Annotated in this window: 15 protein-coding genes and 5 tRNA genes; 3 read left to right on the top strand and 17 right to left on the bottom strand. The window is 51.9% G+C overall.

Going from position 1 to position 21,071, the window contains the following annotated elements:
- A partial coding sequence (locus tag BLQ36_RS04460; RefSeq protein WP_143558670.1) for an IS3 family transposase occupies window positions 1-223 on the top strand: 223 nt, incomplete at its 5' end.
- 105 nt (window positions 224-328) lie between these two features.
- Here the strand turns inward: BLQ36_RS04460 and BLQ36_RS04455 are convergent.
- The gene (locus BLQ36_RS04455) at window positions 329-1,726 is read right to left on the bottom strand and encodes a cache domain-containing protein (RefSeq protein ID WP_074514159.1); all 1,398 of its coding nucleotides are present in this window, start codon (window positions 1,724-1,726) and stop codon (window positions 329-331) included.
- 163 nt (window positions 1,727-1,889) lie between these two features.
- Between BLQ36_RS04455 and BLQ36_RS04450 the strand changes: the two genes are divergently transcribed.
- Window positions 1,890-2,639: a sulfite exporter TauE/SafE family protein gene (locus BLQ36_RS04450; RefSeq protein ID WP_074514158.1), complete on the top strand. Its 750-nt coding sequence runs from the start codon at window positions 1,890-1,892 to the stop codon at window positions 2,637-2,639.
- A gap of 53 nt (window positions 2,640-2,692) precedes the next feature.
- On the opposite strand, the gene BLQ36_RS04445 is transcribed toward BLQ36_RS04450, so the two are convergent.
- The 14 genes from BLQ36_RS04445 to BLQ36_RS04380 form a co-directional block, all read right to left on the bottom strand.
- Window positions 2,693-3,496 carry a class I SAM-dependent methyltransferase gene (locus BLQ36_RS04445; protein ID WP_074514157.1) on the bottom strand — a complete coding sequence of 268 codons (804 nt, stop codon included), beginning with the start codon at window positions 3,494-3,496 and terminating at the stop codon, window positions 2,693-2,695.
- 12 nt (window positions 3,497-3,508) lie between these two features.
- Complete coding sequence (gene mutL, locus BLQ36_RS04440; RefSeq protein ID WP_074514156.1) at window positions 3,509-5,500, bottom strand: DNA mismatch repair endonuclease MutL; 1,992 nt, start codon at window positions 5,498-5,500, stop codon at window positions 3,509-3,511.
- Window positions 5,497-8,094 (bottom strand): DNA mismatch repair protein MutS, encoded by a 2,598-nt coding sequence (mutS, locus tag BLQ36_RS04435; protein ID WP_074514155.1) that lies wholly within the window; start codon window positions 8,092-8,094, stop codon window positions 5,497-5,499. Before mutS ends, mutL begins: the two co-directional genes overlap by 4 nt.
- A gap of 19 nt (window positions 8,095-8,113) precedes the next feature.
- Window positions 8,114-9,421: a tRNA (N6-isopentenyl adenosine(37)-C2)-methylthiotransferase MiaB gene (gene miaB / locus BLQ36_RS04430; protein WP_074514154.1), complete on the bottom strand. Its 1,308-nt coding sequence runs from the start codon at window positions 9,419-9,421 to the stop codon at window positions 8,114-8,116.
- A 16-nt stretch (window positions 9,422-9,437) separates the two neighbouring features.
- Window positions 9,438-10,358 (bottom strand): hypothetical protein, encoded by a 921-nt coding sequence (locus tag BLQ36_RS04425; RefSeq protein ID WP_074514153.1) that lies wholly within the window; start codon window positions 10,356-10,358, stop codon window positions 9,438-9,440.
- Window positions 10,359-10,438: 80 nt separating this feature from the next.
- Window positions 10,439-13,321: an EAL domain-containing protein gene (locus BLQ36_RS04420; protein WP_074514152.1), complete on the bottom strand. Its 2,883-nt coding sequence runs from the start codon at window positions 13,319-13,321 to the stop codon at window positions 10,439-10,441.
- A 101-nt stretch (window positions 13,322-13,422) separates the two neighbouring features.
- A tRNA-Cys gene (locus BLQ36_RS04415) sits at window positions 13,423-13,496 on the bottom strand.
- A 10-nt stretch (window positions 13,497-13,506) separates the two neighbouring features.
- Window positions 13,507-13,581, bottom strand: a tRNA-Gly gene (locus BLQ36_RS04410).
- Window positions 13,582-13,595: 14 nt separating this feature from the next.
- Window positions 13,596-13,669, bottom strand: a tRNA-Cys gene (locus BLQ36_RS04405).
- A gap of 7 nt (window positions 13,670-13,676) precedes the next feature.
- Window positions 13,677-13,751: transfer RNA gene (locus BLQ36_RS04400), tRNA-Gly, on the bottom strand.
- A 4-nt stretch (window positions 13,752-13,755) separates the two neighbouring features.
- Window positions 13,756-13,832: transfer RNA gene (locus tag BLQ36_RS04395), tRNA-Asp, on the bottom strand.
- 96 nt (window positions 13,833-13,928) lie between these two features.
- Entirely contained in the window at window positions 13,929-14,399 is a 471-nt protein-coding gene (locus tag BLQ36_RS04390; RefSeq protein ID WP_074514151.1) for a hypothetical protein, read from the bottom strand.
- Window positions 14,400-14,484: 85 nt separating this feature from the next.
- Complete coding sequence (locus BLQ36_RS04385; protein ID WP_074514150.1) at window positions 14,485-15,489, bottom strand: Gfo/Idh/MocA family protein; 1,005 nt, start codon at window positions 15,487-15,489, stop codon at window positions 14,485-14,487.
- A 35-nt stretch (window positions 15,490-15,524) separates the two neighbouring features.
- Entirely contained in the window at window positions 15,525-16,070 is a 546-nt protein-coding gene (locus tag BLQ36_RS04380; RefSeq protein ID WP_074514149.1) for a PadR family transcriptional regulator, read from the bottom strand.
- Window positions 16,071-16,111: 41 nt separating this feature from the next.
- Here BLQ36_RS04380 and BLQ36_RS04375 point away from each other — a divergent pair, with 41 nt between their 5' ends.
- Window positions 16,112-16,855, top strand: a complete 744-nt coding sequence (locus BLQ36_RS04375; protein WP_318260910.1) for an alpha/beta hydrolase — start codon at window positions 16,112-16,114, stop codon at window positions 16,853-16,855.
- Window positions 16,856-16,917: 62 nt separating this feature from the next.
- Here the strand turns inward: BLQ36_RS04375 and BLQ36_RS04370 are convergent, their stop codons facing one another.
- Both BLQ36_RS04370 and BLQ36_RS04365 read right to left on the bottom strand, forming a co-directional pair.
- Window positions 16,918-20,073 carry an ATP-binding protein gene (locus BLQ36_RS04370; RefSeq protein WP_074514148.1) on the bottom strand — a complete coding sequence of 1,052 codons (3,156 nt, stop codon included), beginning with the start codon at window positions 20,071-20,073 and terminating at the stop codon, window positions 16,918-16,920.
- 63 nt (window positions 20,074-20,136) lie between these two features.
- Window positions 20,137-20,922, bottom strand: a complete 786-nt coding sequence (locus BLQ36_RS04365) for a response regulator (protein ID WP_074514147.1) — start codon at window positions 20,920-20,922, stop codon at window positions 20,137-20,139.
- Window positions 20,923-21,071: the final 149 nt, after the last annotated feature.

The following is a 21,071-nucleotide window of genomic DNA, read 5'->3' as shown; positions in this document are numbered from 1 at the left end:
ACAAAGCATGTCCCGTGTAGCCCATTGCATTGACAACGGTCCTATGGAAGGATTCTGGGGCATCCTTAAGCGGGAGATGTACTACGGCAGACGTTTTACCAGCAAGTGTGAACTTATGCGTTCGATTGAAGCATACATTCATTATTACAACCACAAGCGTGTGCAACGTAACCTTGGTATCCTAACACCGATAGAGAAACATACCTTGTATTTAGCCGCATAAAAAGGCCGGCAGACGAATCTGCCGACCAAAGAAATCTTATATTTTTTTATTGTCCTCTTGACGGGGAGCAGTTCACTTGTCAACGGGGATTCGTTTTATCAATCATTAGCCAACAGTGTCCTCTTGACTCTTTTCCTCCTGATAGACACGATAGCAGGAACGGCCGCAGGCCTTTGCCTCATAGAGGGCCTCATCACTGTGATTCATGAGCACCTCAATGGGGACCGGCTTTTCCTTGGCATAGGCAATACCAGCACTGACCGTCAGGCATTTCAGGCCCTCATCCTGCCGGTATACAGCCACCAGCTGCCGCATAAAGGCTTGCAAGCGTGCTTCCGTCTTCTCTGGGTCAACTTTGCCTGTAAGTACCACAAGGAATTCATCGCCGCCCATGCGAACGTTGAGGGCATCGGTGAACTGACTCTTTAGGACCTCGGCAAAAATCAAAAGGGCCGCATCACCGGTTTGATGTCCAAAGTTGTCATTGACTGCCTTAAAATGGTCTAAGTCAAGGGAAATCAGCGTAAACATGGTATCGTCGGAACATTTTTGGATAAACTCCGTAAAATGACGCCGATTGGCAAGGCCTGTAAGGGCATCCTTTTGAGCCATGCGCAGGATGACGCGCTGATTGTCGTACAGCTTCTGATTCATCTCATTCATGGCCCGGCTCATGGCTCCAAATTCATCATTGCGCTTTGAAAGCTCCCGCATCTCCGCTTTCGTTTGAGCATCCATCTTAAGTTTACCATTACCCAGTTCCCGCATTCGCTTGGTGGCCACTTGAATGGGATAGGCCAGCCGCCGCCCCACAAAGATAGCCAGCAGAACAAATAAGATTTCCAGCAAAACCAGTCCCGTAAGGGTGCGGATGACCTGTTCCTTCATGTTCTGTACAAAGGCCTTTTCCCGCATGGCCACCCGGCGGTCAATCTGGTCGAGCCAAATTCCCGTGCCAATCACCCAATGATAGGGCGCAAATTCCATCGTATAATAGCGCTTGGGCAGCGGCTCAGTAAGGCCTGGCTTTGGGAACATAAAATCAGAAAAACCGCCGCCCTGTTTGGCCTGCTCGATCATCTCACGGATATAATAACGCCCCTTCGGATCTTTGGCATCAATCCGCAGCTTGCCCTCAGCGGCACTTCCCAGCAAAACCACATTGACGCCTTGGTCGGTATCAATGGTAAAATATCCCTGCCCGTTATCATAGCGCATATTGCGAATGAGGTCAGCGGCACGCTGCATAGCCTCTTCTTGGGTGAGCTCACCGCGCAACTGTGCCTGGTAACAGTTTTCCACTACACTTAACGCCGAGTGGGTCTGCCACTCCAGCTGAAGCTTGGCACTGTCTTCCATATCCCGGCGATATTCCCGAATCAGGCGATTATTCTCCTGCATTGCACCATAAATACCGCAGCTGCCTAAAAACAGCATCGTCAAAAACGATATGCCGATAAAAATTGTTGTTAAACGAGCTTGTATGGATTTGAACTGCATCATCGAAATCCTCCTGGCTTCCAAATTACACAGAAAGACACGAAACAAACGAAAAAATTACGGTAATACTAAATTTATTATACCCTTATTGTTTCCGAGAAGTCAAAATGGTTCCGTGTGCTGTAGTATAATAAAGATATCCTCACCGAAAGGCAGGTGTACTTTTATGGACACATATCTTATAAATCTTTCGCTTCATACCGCGCCGCTCTTCTGCGTTTTTCTCGCAGCCTTCCTGCAGTCCATCACAGGCTTCGGTCTCGTCATCGTCGCAGCGCCGCTTTTAATGTTCTTCTACGATCCCAAGCTCGTCATCCCCATCATGATTCTATTGGCTACCTGCGGCAACATCGCCCAGACCATCCTGCTGCATCGCGAAGCCAAATGGAAGCTTATCGGCTATCTGCTGCTAGGCGCCATTATCGGGCAGCCCCTTGGCTATCAGATTTATGCCATCATTCCCGCCCACTATCTAAAAATCCTCATCAGCGTCGTGATACTCTTCTCGCTGACCATCATGCAGCTGCGCAAGCAGCAGATTGCCATCAGCCCCCGCAATACACTGTTCACCGGCATTGCCGCTGGCACCATGGCCATGACCACGGGCATGGCGGGGCCGCCCATCATCATGTACCTTACCAGCACCGCCATAACCGCTCGGGAACTGCGAGCCACCTCCATCGGTTTCTTTTTCTTCTCCAACCTGATATCGCTAACGACCTTTACCCTTGGCGGTGTAGACCTTTTGCCAGCATTAAACGAATTCACCTACCTATTGCCTGGCTTAGCCGGCGGCATCCTGCTAGGGCAGCTGACCTTCCGCTTCTTTCCTGTCCCCATCATCAAGCGCATCATCTTCACGCTATTATACTTCACTTGTTTCTATACCATATACCGCGTTATCATCACCATGTAAAAACGGCTGCCCACCAGTAAGTCCTGTGGGCAGCCGTTTTATGCTATGCGATTTTATTCTTCATCCAGCACCATAACGCCGTAATGCACTTTGCTGTATTTGCCACCTTCGATGCGCGTGAAGCCAAGGCGCGCAAATTCACCGCTGCGGGCGTTTTCCTTGAACACGACGCGATGGCGGGCCACGCGGCGCGCCTCTTCGATATGCTCTGGCGTAAGGGCCGCATGATTGGCCACGGTACGCAGAGGCGTGAGGCTGGCGCTATCCATCAGCGGATGGCGGAACATGGGGTCAAAGTAGACCACATCCACGGAATTATCGGGCTGACGCTTCAGATAATCCAGTGAATCTGCACAGACCGTCTTGACCCGGCGCATGGCCTCGATGATGCGCCAGGTATCGCCTTCAAAATGCGAAAGGCCCCGGCTCACGACAGCCTCGATAAGAGGCTCTGACTCCAAGCCCGTAACACTTCCCTCGGGCCCCACCACAAAGCTTGCGACAATGGAGTCAGCGCCAAAGCCCAAGGTGCCATCCAGCACCGACATGCCGGGCTTTAAGTCCATGGCCTCTGCCATGCGGTCGCCGTCCCCCTTGCGGATATTCTTGAGGCGAAGATGAGCCATATTGGGATGGAAGAAGAGCTCGCCCTGCGGTGTGTCGAGCACCAGCAAATCCTGCTTGGCCACGAGAACAAAGTCCACGTCATAGCGCTCCCGCACTTCATCCACCGAAAGCCGCAGCCGCGGCGCATAGACGATGCCGAGTTTTTCCGCCGTGGCCTTCGCCAGGGCAATGGACTCGTCGTTCCATTTCCGCGCCGTCGTAACCGCCGCCGAAAGTTGGGTATCTGTCATAGTACCTCCCTATCAAAAGCCAAAGCCTGTCCGCTTGAACATCTTGGCTAAATCCTCACTGGAAAATTTCAAGATTGTTGGCCGGCCATGGGGACAGGTATAAGGAAACGGCGTATGGGAAAGCTCCTCCAAGAGGATCTGCATCTGCCGCAGGTTTAGTTCCTCCCCTGCCTTGATGGCCGCCCGGCAAGCCGTGGTCGCCAGACAGTGCTGGCGGATTTCCTTGGCCGTCGTCTCGTGCATCTCGTTAAGCCCCGTGAGGATTTCCCGGATGATATCCTCGGCCTCACTGATCGGCACATCCGCCGGCACTTCCATGAGCCGGTAATCCAAATCCCCTGCCGACTCCATATGAAAGCCTAGCCTTGCAAAGAGTTCTTTATTCTCCTCCACCAGCGCTGCTTCCTTGCGATCAAAGGTCAAAAGCTGATGCACCAAGAGCTGCTGAGACGGAATGCCGTCAGCCATCGCCGACAACTTGTCAAACAAGATGCGCTCATGGGCTGCATGCTGATCGATAAGATAGAGCCCCTTGGCATCCTGGGCGATGATATAGGTAAGGTCAACCTGGCCAATGGGAATAATCGTGCCATCGGCATCAAGGAGGGCCTGTCCCTCGCAGTCAGGCTGGGGCGAAATCTCCCCAGCCTGACCGGAATCTGACAAGTCATCCTGACCGGTCAGATTTGACTTGTCAACTTGACTGGTCAACTTTGACCGGTCACCGCCAAAGCCCCGTGGGCCTTCGGCGATGGTTTCATGGGACTCAGCCGCTGGATAATGGGTCTGCCGCTCCTGCTGGAGCTCGGCCTGGGCAGCGGCAAAGCTCATGGAGGGCTGGCTTGCCGGCCGGCGAACGGCCTCATAAATCGTGCGCGGAGCGTTGTCATGGCTGCGATCCTCCGCCGAAGCCGGCCGTACGGGTTCCGTTGCCGGCACGAAGCGCATGGGCTCCATGGTATAATTGGGCCGCGGCTTTTCCACCACTGCTGCCACCTCGCCTAACCCCCGATCCGATGCGGGACGGATGGCGTCAAGCACCGCTTTGTAGACGGCTTTAAAGATAAGGCCCTCGTCTTCAAACTTCATCTCACTCTTCTGGGGATGGACGTTGACGTCAATGGTGCGCTGAGGCACTTCAATCTTTAACACCGCCAGCGGGAAACCGCTTTTGGGAATCAAGGACTTATACGCGTTATCGATGGCCTTGGCAATGGCACGGTTCTGGATAATGCGGCCATTGACGATATAGGTCTGCCAGCCGCGGCTGCTCTTTAGCATCGAAGGCTTGGTGATATAGCCGCTGATTTTGACTTCCTCGCTCTCGAGGCTCAAAGCCAGCAGCGAATCGGCCACATTGGCGCCATAGATGGCCTGTATCGTATCAAAGAGATTGTCGCTCCCAGGCGTCACCACCGACACCTTGTTGTTGTTGATAAAGTGAAATTCGATATCGGGCCGCGACAGGGCAAGCTTTACGATAAAGTCATTGATTTTCGACCCCTCGGTGTGATTCGTCTTGAGGAATTTCTTGCGGGCCGGCGTGTTGAAAAACAAATCTTCCACCTTGATGGTGGTGCCAAGACCGCAGCCCGTCTCAAGGATATCGGGCGTCTTGCCGCCGCTGATATCCACGCGGGTGCCCAGGTCATCTCCCTGCTGGCGCGTGAGCATCGTAAACCGTGAGACCGAGGCAATGGTGGGCAGGGCCTCGCCGCGAAAGCCCAGGGTCCCGATGGTGTTCAGGTCCCCCACCTCGCGGATCTTGCTGGTGGCATGGCGCAGGATGGCAAGTTTCGCATCCTCCATGCTCATGCCCTTGCCGTTATCGGTAACGCGCATGAAGCTGGTGCCGCCGGCCATGATCTCGACTTCGATACGATTGGCGCCAGCATCCATAGCATTTTCTATCAGCTCTTTGATGACCGACGCCGGCCGTTCTACCACCTCACCGGCAGCAATCTTGTTGATGGTGTTATCGTCCAAAACATGGATAAGACTCATGCCTGTCCAGCCTCCCTCTTTGCCTGCTCCTGCAGTTTGTAAAGTTCATTCATCGCCTCTAAGGGCGTCATCGTCATAACATCGAGCGAAAGCAAGGTGTCGCTCAAGCTGCTCGCAAACAGCGAGCCCATCATATCATCCTTTGCGGCCGCCTTCTGCCCAGGTTTTGCCACCTGCGCTGCAGCCGCTGCCACCTCGGCCCCCTGCTCAGACTCCAGGGCGGCCAGGATATCTTCCGCCCGTTTTGTCACGGCCTTGGGAAGTCCCGCCAGCCGCGCCACATGGATGCCGTAGGACTTATCGGCAGAGCCCGCCACAATGCGTCGCAGGAACGCGACCTGGGTGCCGCGCTCTTTTACGGCCACGCAGAAATTCTTGACCTTATCGTCCTCGAGATCCGTGAGCTCGTGGTAATGGGTGGCGAACAACGTCTTAGCGTGCACCTTGCTTTCGATATGCTCGATGACGGCCCGGGCAATGCTCATGCCGTCAAAGGTACTGGTGCCGCGTCCGATCTCATCGAGAATCACGAGACTATCCTTGGTGGCGTATTTTAGGATTTGCGCCACCTCATTCATCTCCACCATGAACGTACTCTGGCCGCTCACCAGGTCATCGCTGGCCCCGATGCGCGTAAAGATGCGGTCAACGGGCGAAATAGCGGCTTCCCGTGCCGGGATGAAGCTGCCGATCTGTGCCATCAATGTCAGCAGCGCCACCTGCCGCATGTAAGTAGACTTACCGGCCATGTTCGGCCCCGTAATCAGCATGATTTCGCAGTCGTTATGACTAAGGTGCGTGTCATTGGGCACGAAGAGGTCCCGCGTCAAGATGCGCTCCACCAGTGGATGACGGCCATCCTTGATGTCGATGACGCCGTCACTTGTCATGCGGGGACGCACGTAGTTATAGGTGCTGGCCGCCTCAGCCAGGCTCGTGAGCACATCGACGATGGCAATCTCATGGGCCGTGGCCTGGATTTCCGTCAACTGGCTCTTGATGGTCTCCCGGACTTCGGTGAACAAATTGTACTCAATCTGCACGATTTTTTCCTGGGCGCCGAGGATTTTTGTCTCAAACTCCTTGAGCTCCTCGGTAATATAGCGCTCAGCATTGGCCAGGGTCTGCTTGCGGATATAGCGGTCCGGCACCAGGTCCGTGCCGCTGTGGCGCACCTCGATATAGTAGCCGAAGACCTTGTTGTAGCCAATCTTTAGCGACTTGATGCCCGTCGTTTCCTTCTCCCGCTCCTCGATTTCCTGCAGCATGGCCTTGCTGTCATGAGCAATGCGGCGGTATTCGTCAAGCTCGGCATTATAGCCGGATTTGATGATGCCGCCCTCCCGCAGGGAAATGCCCGGCTCCTCGACAATGGAGCGCTGCAGAAGGTCCACCAGGGCATCAAAGGACTGGATGCCCGCCTTGCACTCCGTAAGCACCTGAGATTTTACACCTGCCATATGTTGCTGGATTCCCGGCAGGCACATGAGGGAAATCTTCAGGGCGATAAGGTCCCGGGCGTTAGCCGTACCCACCTCAATGCGAGTGAGCAGGCGCTCAAAATCGTGGATTTCCTTGCAGTCCGCCCGCAGGCCTCCCCGCAGAGAAAAGTCCTGGGTAAGTTCCTCCACCGCATCAAGACGGCGGTTTATCGGCAGTACATTGAGCAGCGGATACTCCAGCCATTTTTTGAGCAAGCGGCTGCCCATAGCCGTCTCGGTGAAGTCCAGCACGTCGAGCAGCGTATCCTTCTTGCCTCCATCCCGCAGGTTGCGCGTGATCTCGAGGTTGCGCAGCGTATAGGTATCGATGACGAGATTTTCCGACGCGTCAAGATACGTGAGCTTGTTCAGATGCGTGAGGTCAGTCATAACCGTCTCATGGAGGTAATCCAAGAGCGTTGCCACAGCCTCGCGTGCCTCCTGATTATCCGGCCGGGTGGCCGCATCGAAATGCTGGATGATGCGGTCGTCGACGGCCCGGGAGATTTCCTCCCGCAGGGTATAGGAGCAGTTGGGCAGCCGCAGGTCGGTAAACTCCTTGAGAGCGTCCATAAAGGATGGCTTCCCCACCACCAGCAGCTCTGGCATCGCCAGACGGTAGAGCTCATCTAAAAGCATCTGCAAGCGGTTGCCCCCCGTGTAGATGCCATAGAAACACTCACCCGTCGAGATGTCAGCACCGGCCAGCACGATGTCCTCATTTTTTTCGTAGACCAGCGCGATGTAGTTGTTCTGCGCATCTTTGAGCGCCGACTCGGAGAGCACCGTGCCCGGCGTGATGATCTTGATGATTTCGCGCTTCGTGAGGCCCTTGGCCTTGGGGTCGCCAATTTGCTCAGCGATAGCCACCTTGTAGCCACGGCCGACGAGTTTATTGATATAGGTCTCCGCCGCATGATACGGTACTCCGCACATCGGCGCTTTATCCTTGTTGCCGCTGCGGCTCGTAAGGGTCAGGCCCAGCTCCTTGGAAACAATCCGGGCATCGTCAAAAAACATCTCGTAAAAATCGCCTAAACGGAAAAACAAGATGCTCTCGGGATTCTGCTCCTTGGTTGCCAGATACTGTTGCATCATCGGCGTAAGTTCCATGTAAATACCTCCGGTCTAGTTAAACCCGCTCGCCCTTCAAGACCCAGGTTTGCGGATGGGTAATCTTGATATTGATGAAGTCGCCTTCCTGTTCCTCTTTATGCTCGAACAGCACAATCTTATTGGTGCGGGTGCGGCCATTCCAGATAGCTGCATCGTTCTTGCTTGGGCCCTCCACCATGACTTCCAGCACTTTATCCTTAAGGCCTTGATTGATTTCCAGGCTGATTTCGTTCTGCAAGGCCATAAGTTGTTCGAGGCGCTGGTGCTTGATTTTGTCGTCAACCTGGTTTTCCATGGTGGCCGCCGGCGTGCCCGAACGCTTCGAATAAAGGAAGGTATAGGCTGAATCGTAGCGGATTTCCTTGAGGAAAGCCAGCATCTCAGCAAAGTCCTCCTCAGTCTCGCCAGGGAAGCCCACGATAAGGTCCGTAGTCAGCGAGGCATTCGGAATCTCCTGGCGGATGCGGCGCACCAAATCCTTGTAGCTTTCCACCGTATAGACGCGGTTCATCGCCTTCAAAATCTTATTGCTGCCATACTGCACCGGCAGATGGATGTGCTCGCAAATATGCTTGCCATCGCGGATCACGGCGATGACCTTGTCGCTCAAATCCTTCGGATGCGACGTCATAAAGCGCACGCGCTTGATACCCGGCACTTCGTCGACCATTTTCAAGAGATCCGCAAAATCCGCCAGCTTATGGTCTTTACCGTACGAATTGACATTCTGTCCAAGAAGCGTGACTTCTGTATAGCCCTGCGCCACCGCCTCGCGGACTTCGTTTACGACATCCTCGGGCAGACGGCTGCGCTCGCGGCCGCGCACATAGGGAACAATGCAGTAGGTGCAGAAATTGTTGCAGCCGTACATGATGGGCACCCAGGCCGAGAACTTGCCACCGCGCGCTACCGGCACATCGTCGGGAAGTTCGGTCTCGCCAAGCTGCGTGTCGACGATATGGCCGCGCTCCCGTTCGATTTCCTGAACCACATGGGTGAGCTCATGGACTTTATTGGTGCCCAACACAAAATCGATATGGGGGGCTCGCTTAATAAGCCCGTCGCTTTCCTTCTGGGCCATGCAGCCGGTGATGCCAAAAATCAGGTTCGGATTGGCTCGCTTTAAATGCTTGATTTCGCCAATCTTGCCATAGACCTTGTCTTCTGCCGTCTCGCGCACGCAGCAGGTATTTAAGAGAATGAGGTCTGCCCCCTCCATCTCTTCCACCCGCTCATAGCCAATAGTCCGCAGCTGGCCTTCCATGCGCTCGGCATCACTGATATTCATCTGGCATCCATAGACGCCAATAAAAGCCTTTTTCATGTAGCGAATAATCTCCTTACTCTTTTTCCTGCGCCAAGGACTCTAAGCGATTGGTTACCAAATCAATCCATTCGCCGTGGAATCCCACTTCCATAAACAACTCGTCGAGAGTTTCCACCCGAGGCTGTTCCAGGAACATCAACACGCGCTTCTTTTCAATATTTCGATAGATGTAATAATCCTCCGGCAGCTGCCCCGGTGCCGGGAATACCACCGTATATTCGTGATACATCTTGTCATTCATGGACTCAAATACCGCCGTTGACCGGGCCGCATAAGCCTTCCACTCCTCCGGCAACTCTTCTAACAGCTGCTGGAGCTGCCCTTCGATGGCCGCGATTTCCTCCCGGTACGCCCGCAAAATCTCTGTTTCCGGGGAAATATCCTCCAGCATAACGGCACAGATAAAGTCCCGCAGGGCCGCAAAATCCGTCAGATTATACTGCAGGAAGTCCTCTGGCTTTTCCACCTTTGCCAGCCAATCCGTTAAGGCCTTCTCCATAGCTGCCCGGGCTTTTGCTACCAGCAATTCATCGGCGCGATGAAGCCGATCTGCCAGATTGACGGCCAACTGCTCCGGATTATCTGCCCCCAGCACGTCCTTTTGGGCACATTCCCGGCAAAGGCCAATTGCCTCATTGGTAAAGGGCTGTCCATCAAAGATTTCCCCCATAACTGGAAAATCTTTGCCTAATTTATCGTAAACGCGGCGCTCTTGTGCCAGTTTCCCTTTCGAATAATACGTCAGTGGGCGCTCGTTATATTTCACCACCGACACCTTGCCACAGCACGAACAATGGTATTCCTTCCCAACCAGTTTCACTGGTATATCCCGCTCCGGATTTGGTTTAAAAAACGCATAGGGTACTGTTTCGACAAAGCAATAGTTAAAGACATTTAATAAGTTATCCGTAATCCGGGATGGTTCATTAGCCATGGTGAACAACTCCTCATTCGTATTAATCAGCAATAGTATATTATAACGCGATTGGGCATATTTTGCCAACGCTTATGTGCTTAAAGATGTTCTTCCAGGAAACGGTCGAAATCTTCTTCACTCATGGGCTTCCCATACAGGAATCCCTGGCCATAATGACAGCCACAGGAAATAAGGATTTCTTCCTGCTCCTTGGTCTCAATCCCTTCGCAGAGTACCCGCATCCCCAGCTCTTCTGCCATCTGCACCGAATGCTTTACTACGGTCCGCATGCGGTGGGAGCCTTCAGCAGCCACTAAAAGGCTCCGGTCAAGCTTCATGACGTCAAAGGGCATGACATTCAAAAGCGCCATATCCGAATAGCCGCTGCCAAAATCATCAATGGAAAGCTCGTAACCCATCTTCTTTAGGGACAGCATCACCGTAAGAGCGGCTTTCTTTCGTTTGGCCCCCTCAAGTTCGAAGGCCGTCTCGGTAATCTCCAGCTGAATCCCCTCCGCCGAGCGGAACTGTTTCGTCAGAGCCTGCATCTTCGGCAAGTAATCGGGTTCATTCAGGTGGAGCCGAGACTGATTGACAGAAATGGGTACAATGGGCCGGCCATGCTCTAGGCGGCGGCGCTGGAAACTAAAAACCTTCTCCAAATTGTAGAAATCCAGCCGGGTGATAAAGCCCGTCCGCTCAAATAAGTCGATAAACTGCCCTGGCAACAAAAAGCCAAGCTCCTTACTATTCCAGCGAACTAAGGCCTCAGCACCAACGCATTTGCGGGAAAGCAAATCGTACTTGGGCTGATACCAGACTTCAAATTCCCGCTTTTCAATGGCCTGCTTCATACAGTTTTGGATATTTAGTGCCAACTGCTGGCGCTCTAACAATTTTTCATCGTAGAAACGCATGCTGTTTTCCGTGGCTTCGCTGGCGGCGATTTCAGCCTGCAGCACTGCTTGGCGCACCGTCTCCTCCATGGAGTCGGCTTGCTTTAAAAAGCTTCCGCCCGCTTTCAGACTTATGCCCACCCGCATGGAGCCGACCTCCAGCAATTCATGGTGCGATATGGCCTGGTTGACCACCTGCAATAGCTGGGTTTGCTGCTGGGGAGCAGTCAGTACAATCACCTGACCGGCGCTAGAGCGCACTCCTACTGCCTGAGCCCATTTTTTGTCCGCATCTACCGCCAAAGCCAGCTTGCGCAGGGCTTCATCCACCACATGCTGGCCATAAACGGCCTCTAAGTATTCCATTTTCGGCAGGACAAATACCACCACAGCGCACTGCTCCATGGTACCAGCAGAAACCAGCGACATTCGTTTCACCGCTTCCGCCTCAAGCCAAACCCGGTTGCGAAGCTGAGTACTTGCATCCCGGAACAGCATCTGCTGAATGGTTTTCACATGACGCTGGCGCATATACATGAGGCGAAGCATGAACAGCATCACCACCGCCATTGCCAATAGGAACGCCAATAAGGTCTTACGCGGATGCATATAAAGCAGCGACCAAATCGAGCGTTCGGTCTCTAGATTCACGGAACTCTCATTAATCATCGCCCAAATCTTATAGGGCCCAATGTGCATGAGTTCCCGGTCGAGGATGGCCAACAGCCGCGCATCGGCCTCCTTGGATACCCCAATCGACAAGGGATAGGACACGGCCACACCACCAGTCATCATAAGATCCGGATAAGTGCCCTTCCAGATATAATACTGGGCTGTAATAATCCGCACATAGGTGATATCTGCCCTTCCCTCCGAAACAGCCCGCAGGCAATCTTCCGGTGTATCACAATAAACGAATTGCGATTCATCGAAACGCTTCTTCAAATGGCGTTCCACATGGAACGAATCCCGCTGGACCGCAATGCGGGGATTATTCGACAGCGGATGCCGCCGGGTTACGCCGGTATGGTGCGCCGTAAACATCGGCGCCGTAATATTCATATTATGCTTGGCCGCCCAACCATAATCGGAATATACCCCCAACATAAAATCGGCTTTCCCGGATTTAACGGCCTCAAAAGCTTCAGCAGATGTTTTGGTGGCAAAAACCTCAACCTCCACACCAAGGTCCTCACCAATTTTCTTTGCCAGGCTTGCTAAAATCCCCTTGGCCTCGCCATCTTCCCAATAGGAATAAGGTCGCTCCTTGGCCGGTACGACGATACGGAACTTGTTCTTTTCCGCCAGGTACTGCCGTTCCGATTTCATAAGGAGCAGCGGCGTATCCTCTTCATTGTCATGATACTGCCAGTAAAGGCGCTCCAACAGCTGTGGTTCAGCTAAAGACAACCGGTCCGCTGCCATGTTTAGCTGTTCTAGGAGCTTTTCATTGCCCTTGCGCACGGCAAAATGAAGATAATTGCTGTCAAACTCCGCCGCGGCTTCATATCCCTGCAGCGAATTTCCAAACAAAAAACCATCTATCTGTTGCTTTTGATAGTTAGCCAGCATCTCCTCAGCCGTATGGAAAATTACCGGTTCATAGGAAAAACCCTCAGCTTCCGCCACTCGCGGCAAAACTGGACTTTGGAATACCCGGGACAACATACCGATTTTCACCGGCCGGCCCAACTTCCCATACCCATCAAAGCTCTTGGCCCCGCCATGGAGGAACAGGGAGCTATTATTCTTCCCCATGGGCAGCGCCGAAAAGTCCATCTGTTGACGAAGTTCTGGCGTCTTAACCAGCCCGGGAATCACATCGATTTCCCCACTAGCCAGACGACGTTCACACTCTTCCCAACTCCCCTGGACAAATTCGCATTCCATGCCGGCATAAGCCGCCAGCGCCTGCATATAATCGGTATCCATACCATGATAGTAGCCGTCGCTATCCTGCACCACATACCCCGGATGTACATATTGGATTCCCACCCGAAGCACGGGACGTGCCTCAGCTGTTGTTCCCCAAAGCACCGACAGAATGACCCCGATAGCGATTCCCCATCTCTTATTCCATTCCATACCATCCATCCTTAACTCTCAATTTACCCAAAAAGCAAGCAGGAATCCTTTCCATAAAAAAAATCCGAAAGAATTTCTCCTCCGGACTGTTTATTTTATTTTGGAGGCGACACTCAGAATCGAACTGAGGATAGAGGATTTGCAGTCCTCGGCCTTACCACTTGGCTATGTCGCCAAAATAAAAATGGAGCGGAAAACGAGGCTCGAACTCGCGACCCCCACCTTGGCAAGGTGGTGCTCTACCACTGAGCTATTTCCGCATCAGATATAAAATTGGAGGCGACACTCAGAATCGAACTGAGGATAGAGGATTTGCAGTCCTCGGCCTTACCACTTGGCTATGTCGCCGAAATAATGGAGCGGAAAACGAGGCTCGAACTCGCGACCCCCACCTTGGCAAGGTGGTGCTCTACCACTGAGCTATTTCCGCATAATGGCGACCCGAAGGGGACTTGAACCCCTGACCTCCGCCGTGACAGGGCGGCATTCTAACCAACTAAACTACCGGGCCGTTTTCTTTTCTTGCCGCTGTCTCTCAGCGACAAATATTATTATACGGATAAGCTAAACATATGTCAACCCTTAAAATAAAACTTTTTTAATTTTTTTACTGTTTTGCTACAATTTCCTGCACCTTGCGGAAAATCGACTGGTCCATTTCATCAAGCGTACGCCAAGAACCACCTTCGTTGCGCGTCAGGATTTTCTTTCCCTCCTGCTTGAACTCCACCTTTACCAATTTGCCAGCGGTGCCGTTGCGAAGGGTTGCCGTCCACTGGTTACCATCCCTCGTTCCCGTAACCGACCCGGCAACAATATACGTCTTCGTTCCCTCAAAGGTCATGGCAACCACATCTTCAGCGGGGATACTGCGCTGCACCTCAGCTGGCTTCTCCTCTTTCACCTGGGGCTCCTCCACTGGTTTTGGCTCTTTTGCGTCCTCCACCGAGGTAACATTGCCACCATCCACCTGAGCATTCTGCGGTGCCTGGCCACCATTCCACAGGTAACATCCAACCGCCACTGCCACAGCTGCTACCACACCCAGTATCATGTAAAGACGTTTCTTATCTCGCATTATCGGTTACACCTCATTTTCAAAATTGCTATTCCTATTATAAAAAACCTATCTGAAAAGAGCAAGAAGATACTCCCAGCCACAATCACACCGATTCCCCATCAATGGGAAAAACAATCCCTGCCTGTTTGCGGGCGGTTTCCGCCGTTTCCAGCACCGCCGCCGATACTTCCAGCCCCTCTTTTACCCGGTCATAATCCTTGGCGGCAAAAATTTTGGCAAATTCCTGGAACTCGTGCACCATGCGATGGCTGTAGCGATTCAATTCGTAATGGTGCTTCACGCCGCTGCCGCGAAGCTTTAGCTCAAAGGCCCGAAGTTCATTGGGATTGCCCTCCATCCGGATATAGCCCTTCTCCCCCTGTATTACAGCATAGCCGGGACTGTCGGAATCTTTGGCCCCCATAGCTAGAGCAAAGAAATCCGGGTATTGCAGCTGCACCACACCGCTGGTATCAATGCCGTTAAAACCGATATTTGCCGTATACTGAACGGCCTTTGGTGCACCAAACAAGCCAATGATGAGATTTAGATTGTAAATATTGATATCGTACAAGGCACCGCCGCTTCGCTCCGGGTCAAAGGCCGGCAGCACTTCCCCCTGAAGGTAACGGTCATAGCGGCTGGAATACTGGGAGTAATTGGCCATCACCGCTTTTATTTTCCCCAACTGCGGCAATGCCTCCCGAATGGCGGCAAAGTTTGGCAGGTAAAGCAGCGTTACGGCTTCAAAGACATAAAGCCCCCGATCTATAGCCAGCTGCCGCAGTTCCTGTACCTCTCGGGCGGCCGAGGCAAAGGGCTTTTCTACGATGACATGCTTGCCCGCCAATAAAGCCTTTTTCGTGTACTCGTAATGAACGCTATTGACCAGCCCCACATACACGAAATCAATCTCCGGGTCAGCCAGCAGCTCATCATAATCCGTATAGACCTTCGGTATCGAATACCCGTGCTGGAGTTTTTCCGCCTTCTCCCGGCTGGCAGGGCGGGCAAAAATAGCCACCACCTCGATTTCCGGCACCTGGCGAAGGGCTGGCAATGCCCCTTCCTTTACAATTAAACCGGTACCCAATATTGCTAATTTCATGTCACTCGCTCCCTTATTTCAAACGCTAAAATCTTTTACCCAGGAAGTTTTGCTTGTTCTTCCCGCAACCATTGCAGCCGTTGTTCCTCCCGGTGAATCGCCTGCTGCAAAATCAAGGCATGACCATAATACTGCTTTTTTTCTGCCTGCGAGGAAAAAACAGTCTGCCACCGAGATTTTAGATATTCTAATTTCTCTTCATGACGGGCAATTTCCTCTGCAAATAATTTTTTTATCCGCGGGTCCTTGTCATCCTTTAGCAAATACATCTTCATCGAAAACTCATCCCGGGTCGGTGGAAGGGCGTTAAGGGGCTCCTCCATCCATCCAGCCAGCTCAGCCTGTCCCTGGGGCTCAAGCCGATAATAGGTCTTTGTCATTTTCTGCCCCACCGTATCATCATAGGAAGAAATCAAGCCCCCCTCCACCATCTTTTTTAGTTCTGGATAAATTTGGCTGTGGTTGGAATACCAAAAATCCCCCAGTTCCCCCTCGAAGAGTTTTTTTATATCATAACCAGTCAAATCCCGATGGGACAGTAGCCCCAGGACGACATATTTCAATACATTTTTTTGTGCCATACGCAACCATCCTTCTTTCTCTTCCCTGATTATACCATGAAATGACACGTGATGTAATTATTTACACCTTTTTCCTTGACATTTCTCCCAGGCAAGAGGTAAGATATCTCCTGGATATCATCTGCCACGGCTTCACCTCCGGCAAAGACACCGAGCTGATGCAAACCCTGGCAAAGGATTTGGAAAAAGCCGGCATCGCTTCCCTGCGTTTTGACTTCAACGGTCACGGAAAAAGCGAAGGCCGCTTTCAGGACATGACGGTGCCCAACGAAATTGAAGACGCGAAAAAAGTATACGATTACGCCGCCAAACTCCCCCATGTTACCTCCATTTCCCTAGCTGGTCATTCCCAAGGTGGCGTTGTTGCCAGCATGACGGCAGGGCTTTTGGGCACCGACAAAGTAAAGAGCCTGGCCCTCATGGCTCCAGCCGCTGTATTGCGTGAAGATGCCATCCGCGGCGACTGCCAGGGTTCACGCTACGATGCCAACAACGTCCCCGAAACCATCCCCATCAAAAAAGGCCTGACCTTAGGCCGAAATTACGTACTGACGGCTCAGGTTCTCCCCATCTACGAAACGGCCGTCCGCTATCAGGGTCCTGCCTTCATGATTCACGGCACGGGCGACGTAATCGTCCCCTATACCTACAGCCAGCGGTATCAGCGCATCTATTTCCAAGGCCAGCTGAAACTCGTTCCGGGAGAAGACCATGGCTTCACCCATGACAGACAGGGTGCCTGCCAAGCGGTAACCGACTTTTTCGTCTCCCAACTGAAAAAATAATAACCCCCCATCCCCAAAAGAGGACACACTGCCAGTAAGCAATGTGTCCCCTTTTTTCTGTCTTAAATCAGCTTGGCAATTTCGTCCCAGGCTAGTTTATCTGCAGCTTTCCGTATTGCCTGCAGGCGTTTTTGCTCATCAGCGGGCAAATCGTAATGCGAAAGTTCCGTCAAGATGTAATTTAGGCTGTCATAATCAAAGGCATGGGCAACCTCCTTCATAGATTGCCACGCTTCTGCCAATTCTTCCGGAGCAATGCGTTCTTTCGGCGTGGTGTCATTTTCTGCCACCAGCGGGGAGAGCTTATCCAAATAACTCCGGCATAGTGCCAACATAATCGGCGTATCCTGACCAATTTCATCCACATAGCCGCTATTTCCTGCCATCTCCAATCGCTTTGCTTTTTCCGATAGCTCCAATAACCCCGCCATTTTCGCCGTGCTCTTTAGGGCATGAACCTTCGTCGTATAGTTCTGCCAATCTTCGGCCTGGAAAAACCGGTCGATTTCGGCTGTCATTTCCGGCAGCGACTCCACAAAAACAGTCAAAGCGGTAAGATAGGCGGTTACGCCCCCACAGTGATGAACGCCACGAGCCGTATCCATTCCCGGAATTCTCCCCAGCCATTCCGGCAGTTTTTTCTCCATTTCCCCTTGCTCTTGCTGCTCTACCACCGTGACTTTTTCCTTGGGCAAAAGATGGCGCAAGCACCCCTCCAACGTTTCCCCATAAATAGGCTTAGTCAGGTAGTCGTCAAAGCCTGCGGCCAAATATTCGTCTTTCGCCCCGGCAATGGCATTTGCAGTCAAAGCCACTACCGACGTGTGGCGGGCCGGGGCTTCTTTCCCCTGCCGCAGAGCCGCTAGGGTCTGTATGCCATCCATCCCCGGCATGCGATGGTCTAAGAAAATCACATCATAGTCCTTTTTCGCTGCCATTTCCAAGCACTCATATCCGCTGACGGCGGTATCTACCTGTATTTGCGTGCGCTTCAAAAGCCCCTTTACCACCGTGAGATTCATCGGGGTATCATCCACCACCAGCACCCTGGCCTCAGGGGCCACAAAGCCCGCTCGCTTCTCATATTGTTTATTTTCCCTTTGCCGATATGCATCTTCGTAGTTCCCCATGGGGGCCCAATTAAGCACCTCCTGCTTCACCACAAAGGAAAAAGTTGACCCGCTCCCATATTCGCTTTCCACGGTTAGCTCACTATCCATAAGCTTCAACAAGCGCTGGGTAATATTCATGCCCAGTCCAGTCCCCTCGATGGTGCGATTTCGTTCTTCCTCCAGGCGTTCAAAGGCGACAAACAGTTTTTCCTTATCTTCTTCCCGAATGCCAATCCCGGTATCCTGCACGGCTACCTTCAAGTTAATGGTACTCGCCGCTATCTTTTCCCAACCAAGGATTAAAGTAACCTTCCCCTTTTCGGTGTATTTAACGGCATTGGTCAACAAGTTGGTGACAATCTGCCGCAAGCGTAATTCATCTCCCTGCAGGACACTGGGCAAATCCTTTGCCGCTTCCACTTGAAAGGCCAACCCCTTTTTTTCTGCCCGTGGAGCAGTCATAGTTACCAGCTCGTTTAGGAAAGAACTGGGAGAATATTCTCCGGAAATGAGTTCCAATCTGCCGGCTTCGATTTTGGAAAAATCCAAGATATCGTTTACCAGCCCCAACAAGGTATTGCCTGCCAGACGAATGTTTTCCGCATATTCGCAGATTACTGGGTCCTGACATTCCCGCAGAATCATTTCATCCATTCCCAGTATCGCATTGATTGGCGTGCGTATTTCATGACTCATATTGGAAAGGAACCGGCTTTTAGCCAAATTGGCCTCCTTCGCTGCCAAAGCCATTTTCTTTAAATTTTCGTTTGAATCGGCCAGCTCTTTGGTAGTGGCATCCAAAAACACCTCCATTCTTGCCGCCAGCGGCCGAATACGGTGCATGCTTCCCCGGTTTGTGAAGGAAACATAGCAGTCCAATCGTTCCTGGGGATCTCCCTCCCGCATGCCTACTGCCACCAAAGCACTGTTTAATATGCCCCCTTGACGCTGATACGCATAGAGTTCCGACGTGCCATGATTGACGATAAGGTCTTTCGTAATGCGACGATAAAAGGCCAACTCCTTATCCGCATCTTCCCGTAAAAAAAACGTTCGATTGCCACAGACTGTTAAAAATAAACCTTCCGGGGAAAAATTATACATCTTTTCACTGGCCAAATCGGTAATGTGAAGCACTTCGTCATGAACCGCATAAGTCAAGCGCACTTTTTCCCCTTTATAGATATCCCCATTGAAGTAAATTCGCCCTTCCCCATCACACACCGGTGGAACCCGAGCAATGGGCAAGCCATTTCGCTCCACCATCAAGGGAAATTCGGAAATATTGAACAAAAAATTTTCATCAGGCAAAACGTTTAGGTAATGCTTATAAATCTCAGTGGCCGGCATATCGTCCAGGGTTACAATGCAAGTTTTCCCCAAGGTTTCCGTAACCGTCAGTTCCTTGCCCAATGGCTTCCAGCCTAAGACATAATCCCCCCGTACTGTTAGATCACAGCCACAGAAAACCGCCACCACAATTGCCATCGTATAAATATCCCCGCCCATGATGTATTGCCATTCTTTTTCGTTGCACGCATGCTGCTTAAAGAGATTCCGGCCTTGAGGCGGAAAGGCTTCCTTTAGTGCCGACGAACCAGACTCCTCAAAGACTCCTGCCACCGCGCCGAAAATCAACACCTCTTCGTTGTTCTCGGCAAAAGCCGTCATAAAATCCACTACTTCCGTACTCAAGCCCCCACAGTATACAGCTGCGGCTTTCGCATCTCGAAAACCTGACAACTGCTGCCCCAGCTCCTGCCCAACCTCGCGATAATTTTTCTGGCAGCCTACATATTCCAGCAATTTCACGTTGGCTTCGGTAAAAAAATTGCAATTGAGTTTAAAGGACGGGCATTCCTCTTGATTGCCAAACATGGTTTCCGTCATGCCCGTAATCACGGCCTTAGGGATTTCGGCCCGGAGTTGGCGATATATCGCTTGTCCTTCGGTTTTGCTAATCCCCCGAAACAGCAAGTGAAGATAAATCGACGAAACGCCTAGCTCCTCCCCCTGCTGCTTTATTTCGGTCAAAATATCGGATAATTCCCACTGCATCACATCCAAGGATTCCTTTTTACAGACCCAATAATTTTTTTGCAACATGTGGATTCCGCCTTTCTGTGAAAAATGCCCCTGCGACAGCAAGGGCAACAGAACGCAACGACATCAAGACATTTGCGTCGCATGCAGTTTTTGATATTTTTGTTTTTCAAAGAAATCATCCAGGGCAGCGATAAGCTTAGTGCGTTCCATGGATTTTAACAAATATCCATCGGGTTTCAGTTCCAATACCTTCATGACACTTTCCTTATCCCCTTTTCCCGTGAGGAAAATCACGGGGATGGAATCGACCTTTATCTCGCTGCGAATCATCTCCAGCACCTGGGGCCCAGAGGTTACCGGCATCTCGTAATCCAGTAAAATCAAATCCGGCGTGTTATCCGCCACATACATGAGTGCCTGGGCCCCGGAGGTCACCACCGTCACCCGGTATTTAGGCGCCAGCCATTCCTTTACCATCTTCAAAAAGGTGCTGTCATCATCCACCAACAAAATATTTTTCCGTTTGGATAATTCCGCATTGGTGGACAGCAGCCCATCCGCTTGGGCCACCATTTCCTTTAGGTCAAATGGCCGCTCAAAAGCAGCAGCCACCGCTGCCATCGGAATGATTTGGGTTGCCGTCTCAATTTCTATCGCCGTGCCAATGAGGAGCAGCAACTTGTCTTCCTTGTTGCAGATATCATTCAAATAAGCCAAAGCCCCTGACATTGTCTCCACATAATCTCCCAGATAAAGCACCAATAAATCCGCTTCATCTTTATGCAGGCGGATTTCGTCTATCGTGGGCTCAGACTCTGTAACCTCATATCCTCCATCGGCAAAATTCTTGGCAATCGTCCCCACCATAAAGGACTTCCCCATATGAATCAGCAGTACTTGTTTCGGCATCACGTTCCTCCTTCTCGTTTAAACCTATTCGTTACTTGCTTATTTCGCCAGCATTGAAACCAAATCCTGCCGAAGATACACACATGCGATACGAAAAGACGGCCGCATGAGCAGTACGACCGTCTTTTCGCTGTGTATTATATTTTAGG

The organism is Selenomonas sp. WCT3 (genome assembly GCA_900100835.1).
GTDB lineage: Bacteria > Bacillota > Negativicutes > Selenomonadales > Selenomonadaceae > Selenomonas_A > Selenomonas_A ruminantium_E.
Note: the sequence above shows the minus strand (reverse complement) of the source record. Positions and strands in the feature narration are given on the sequence as shown.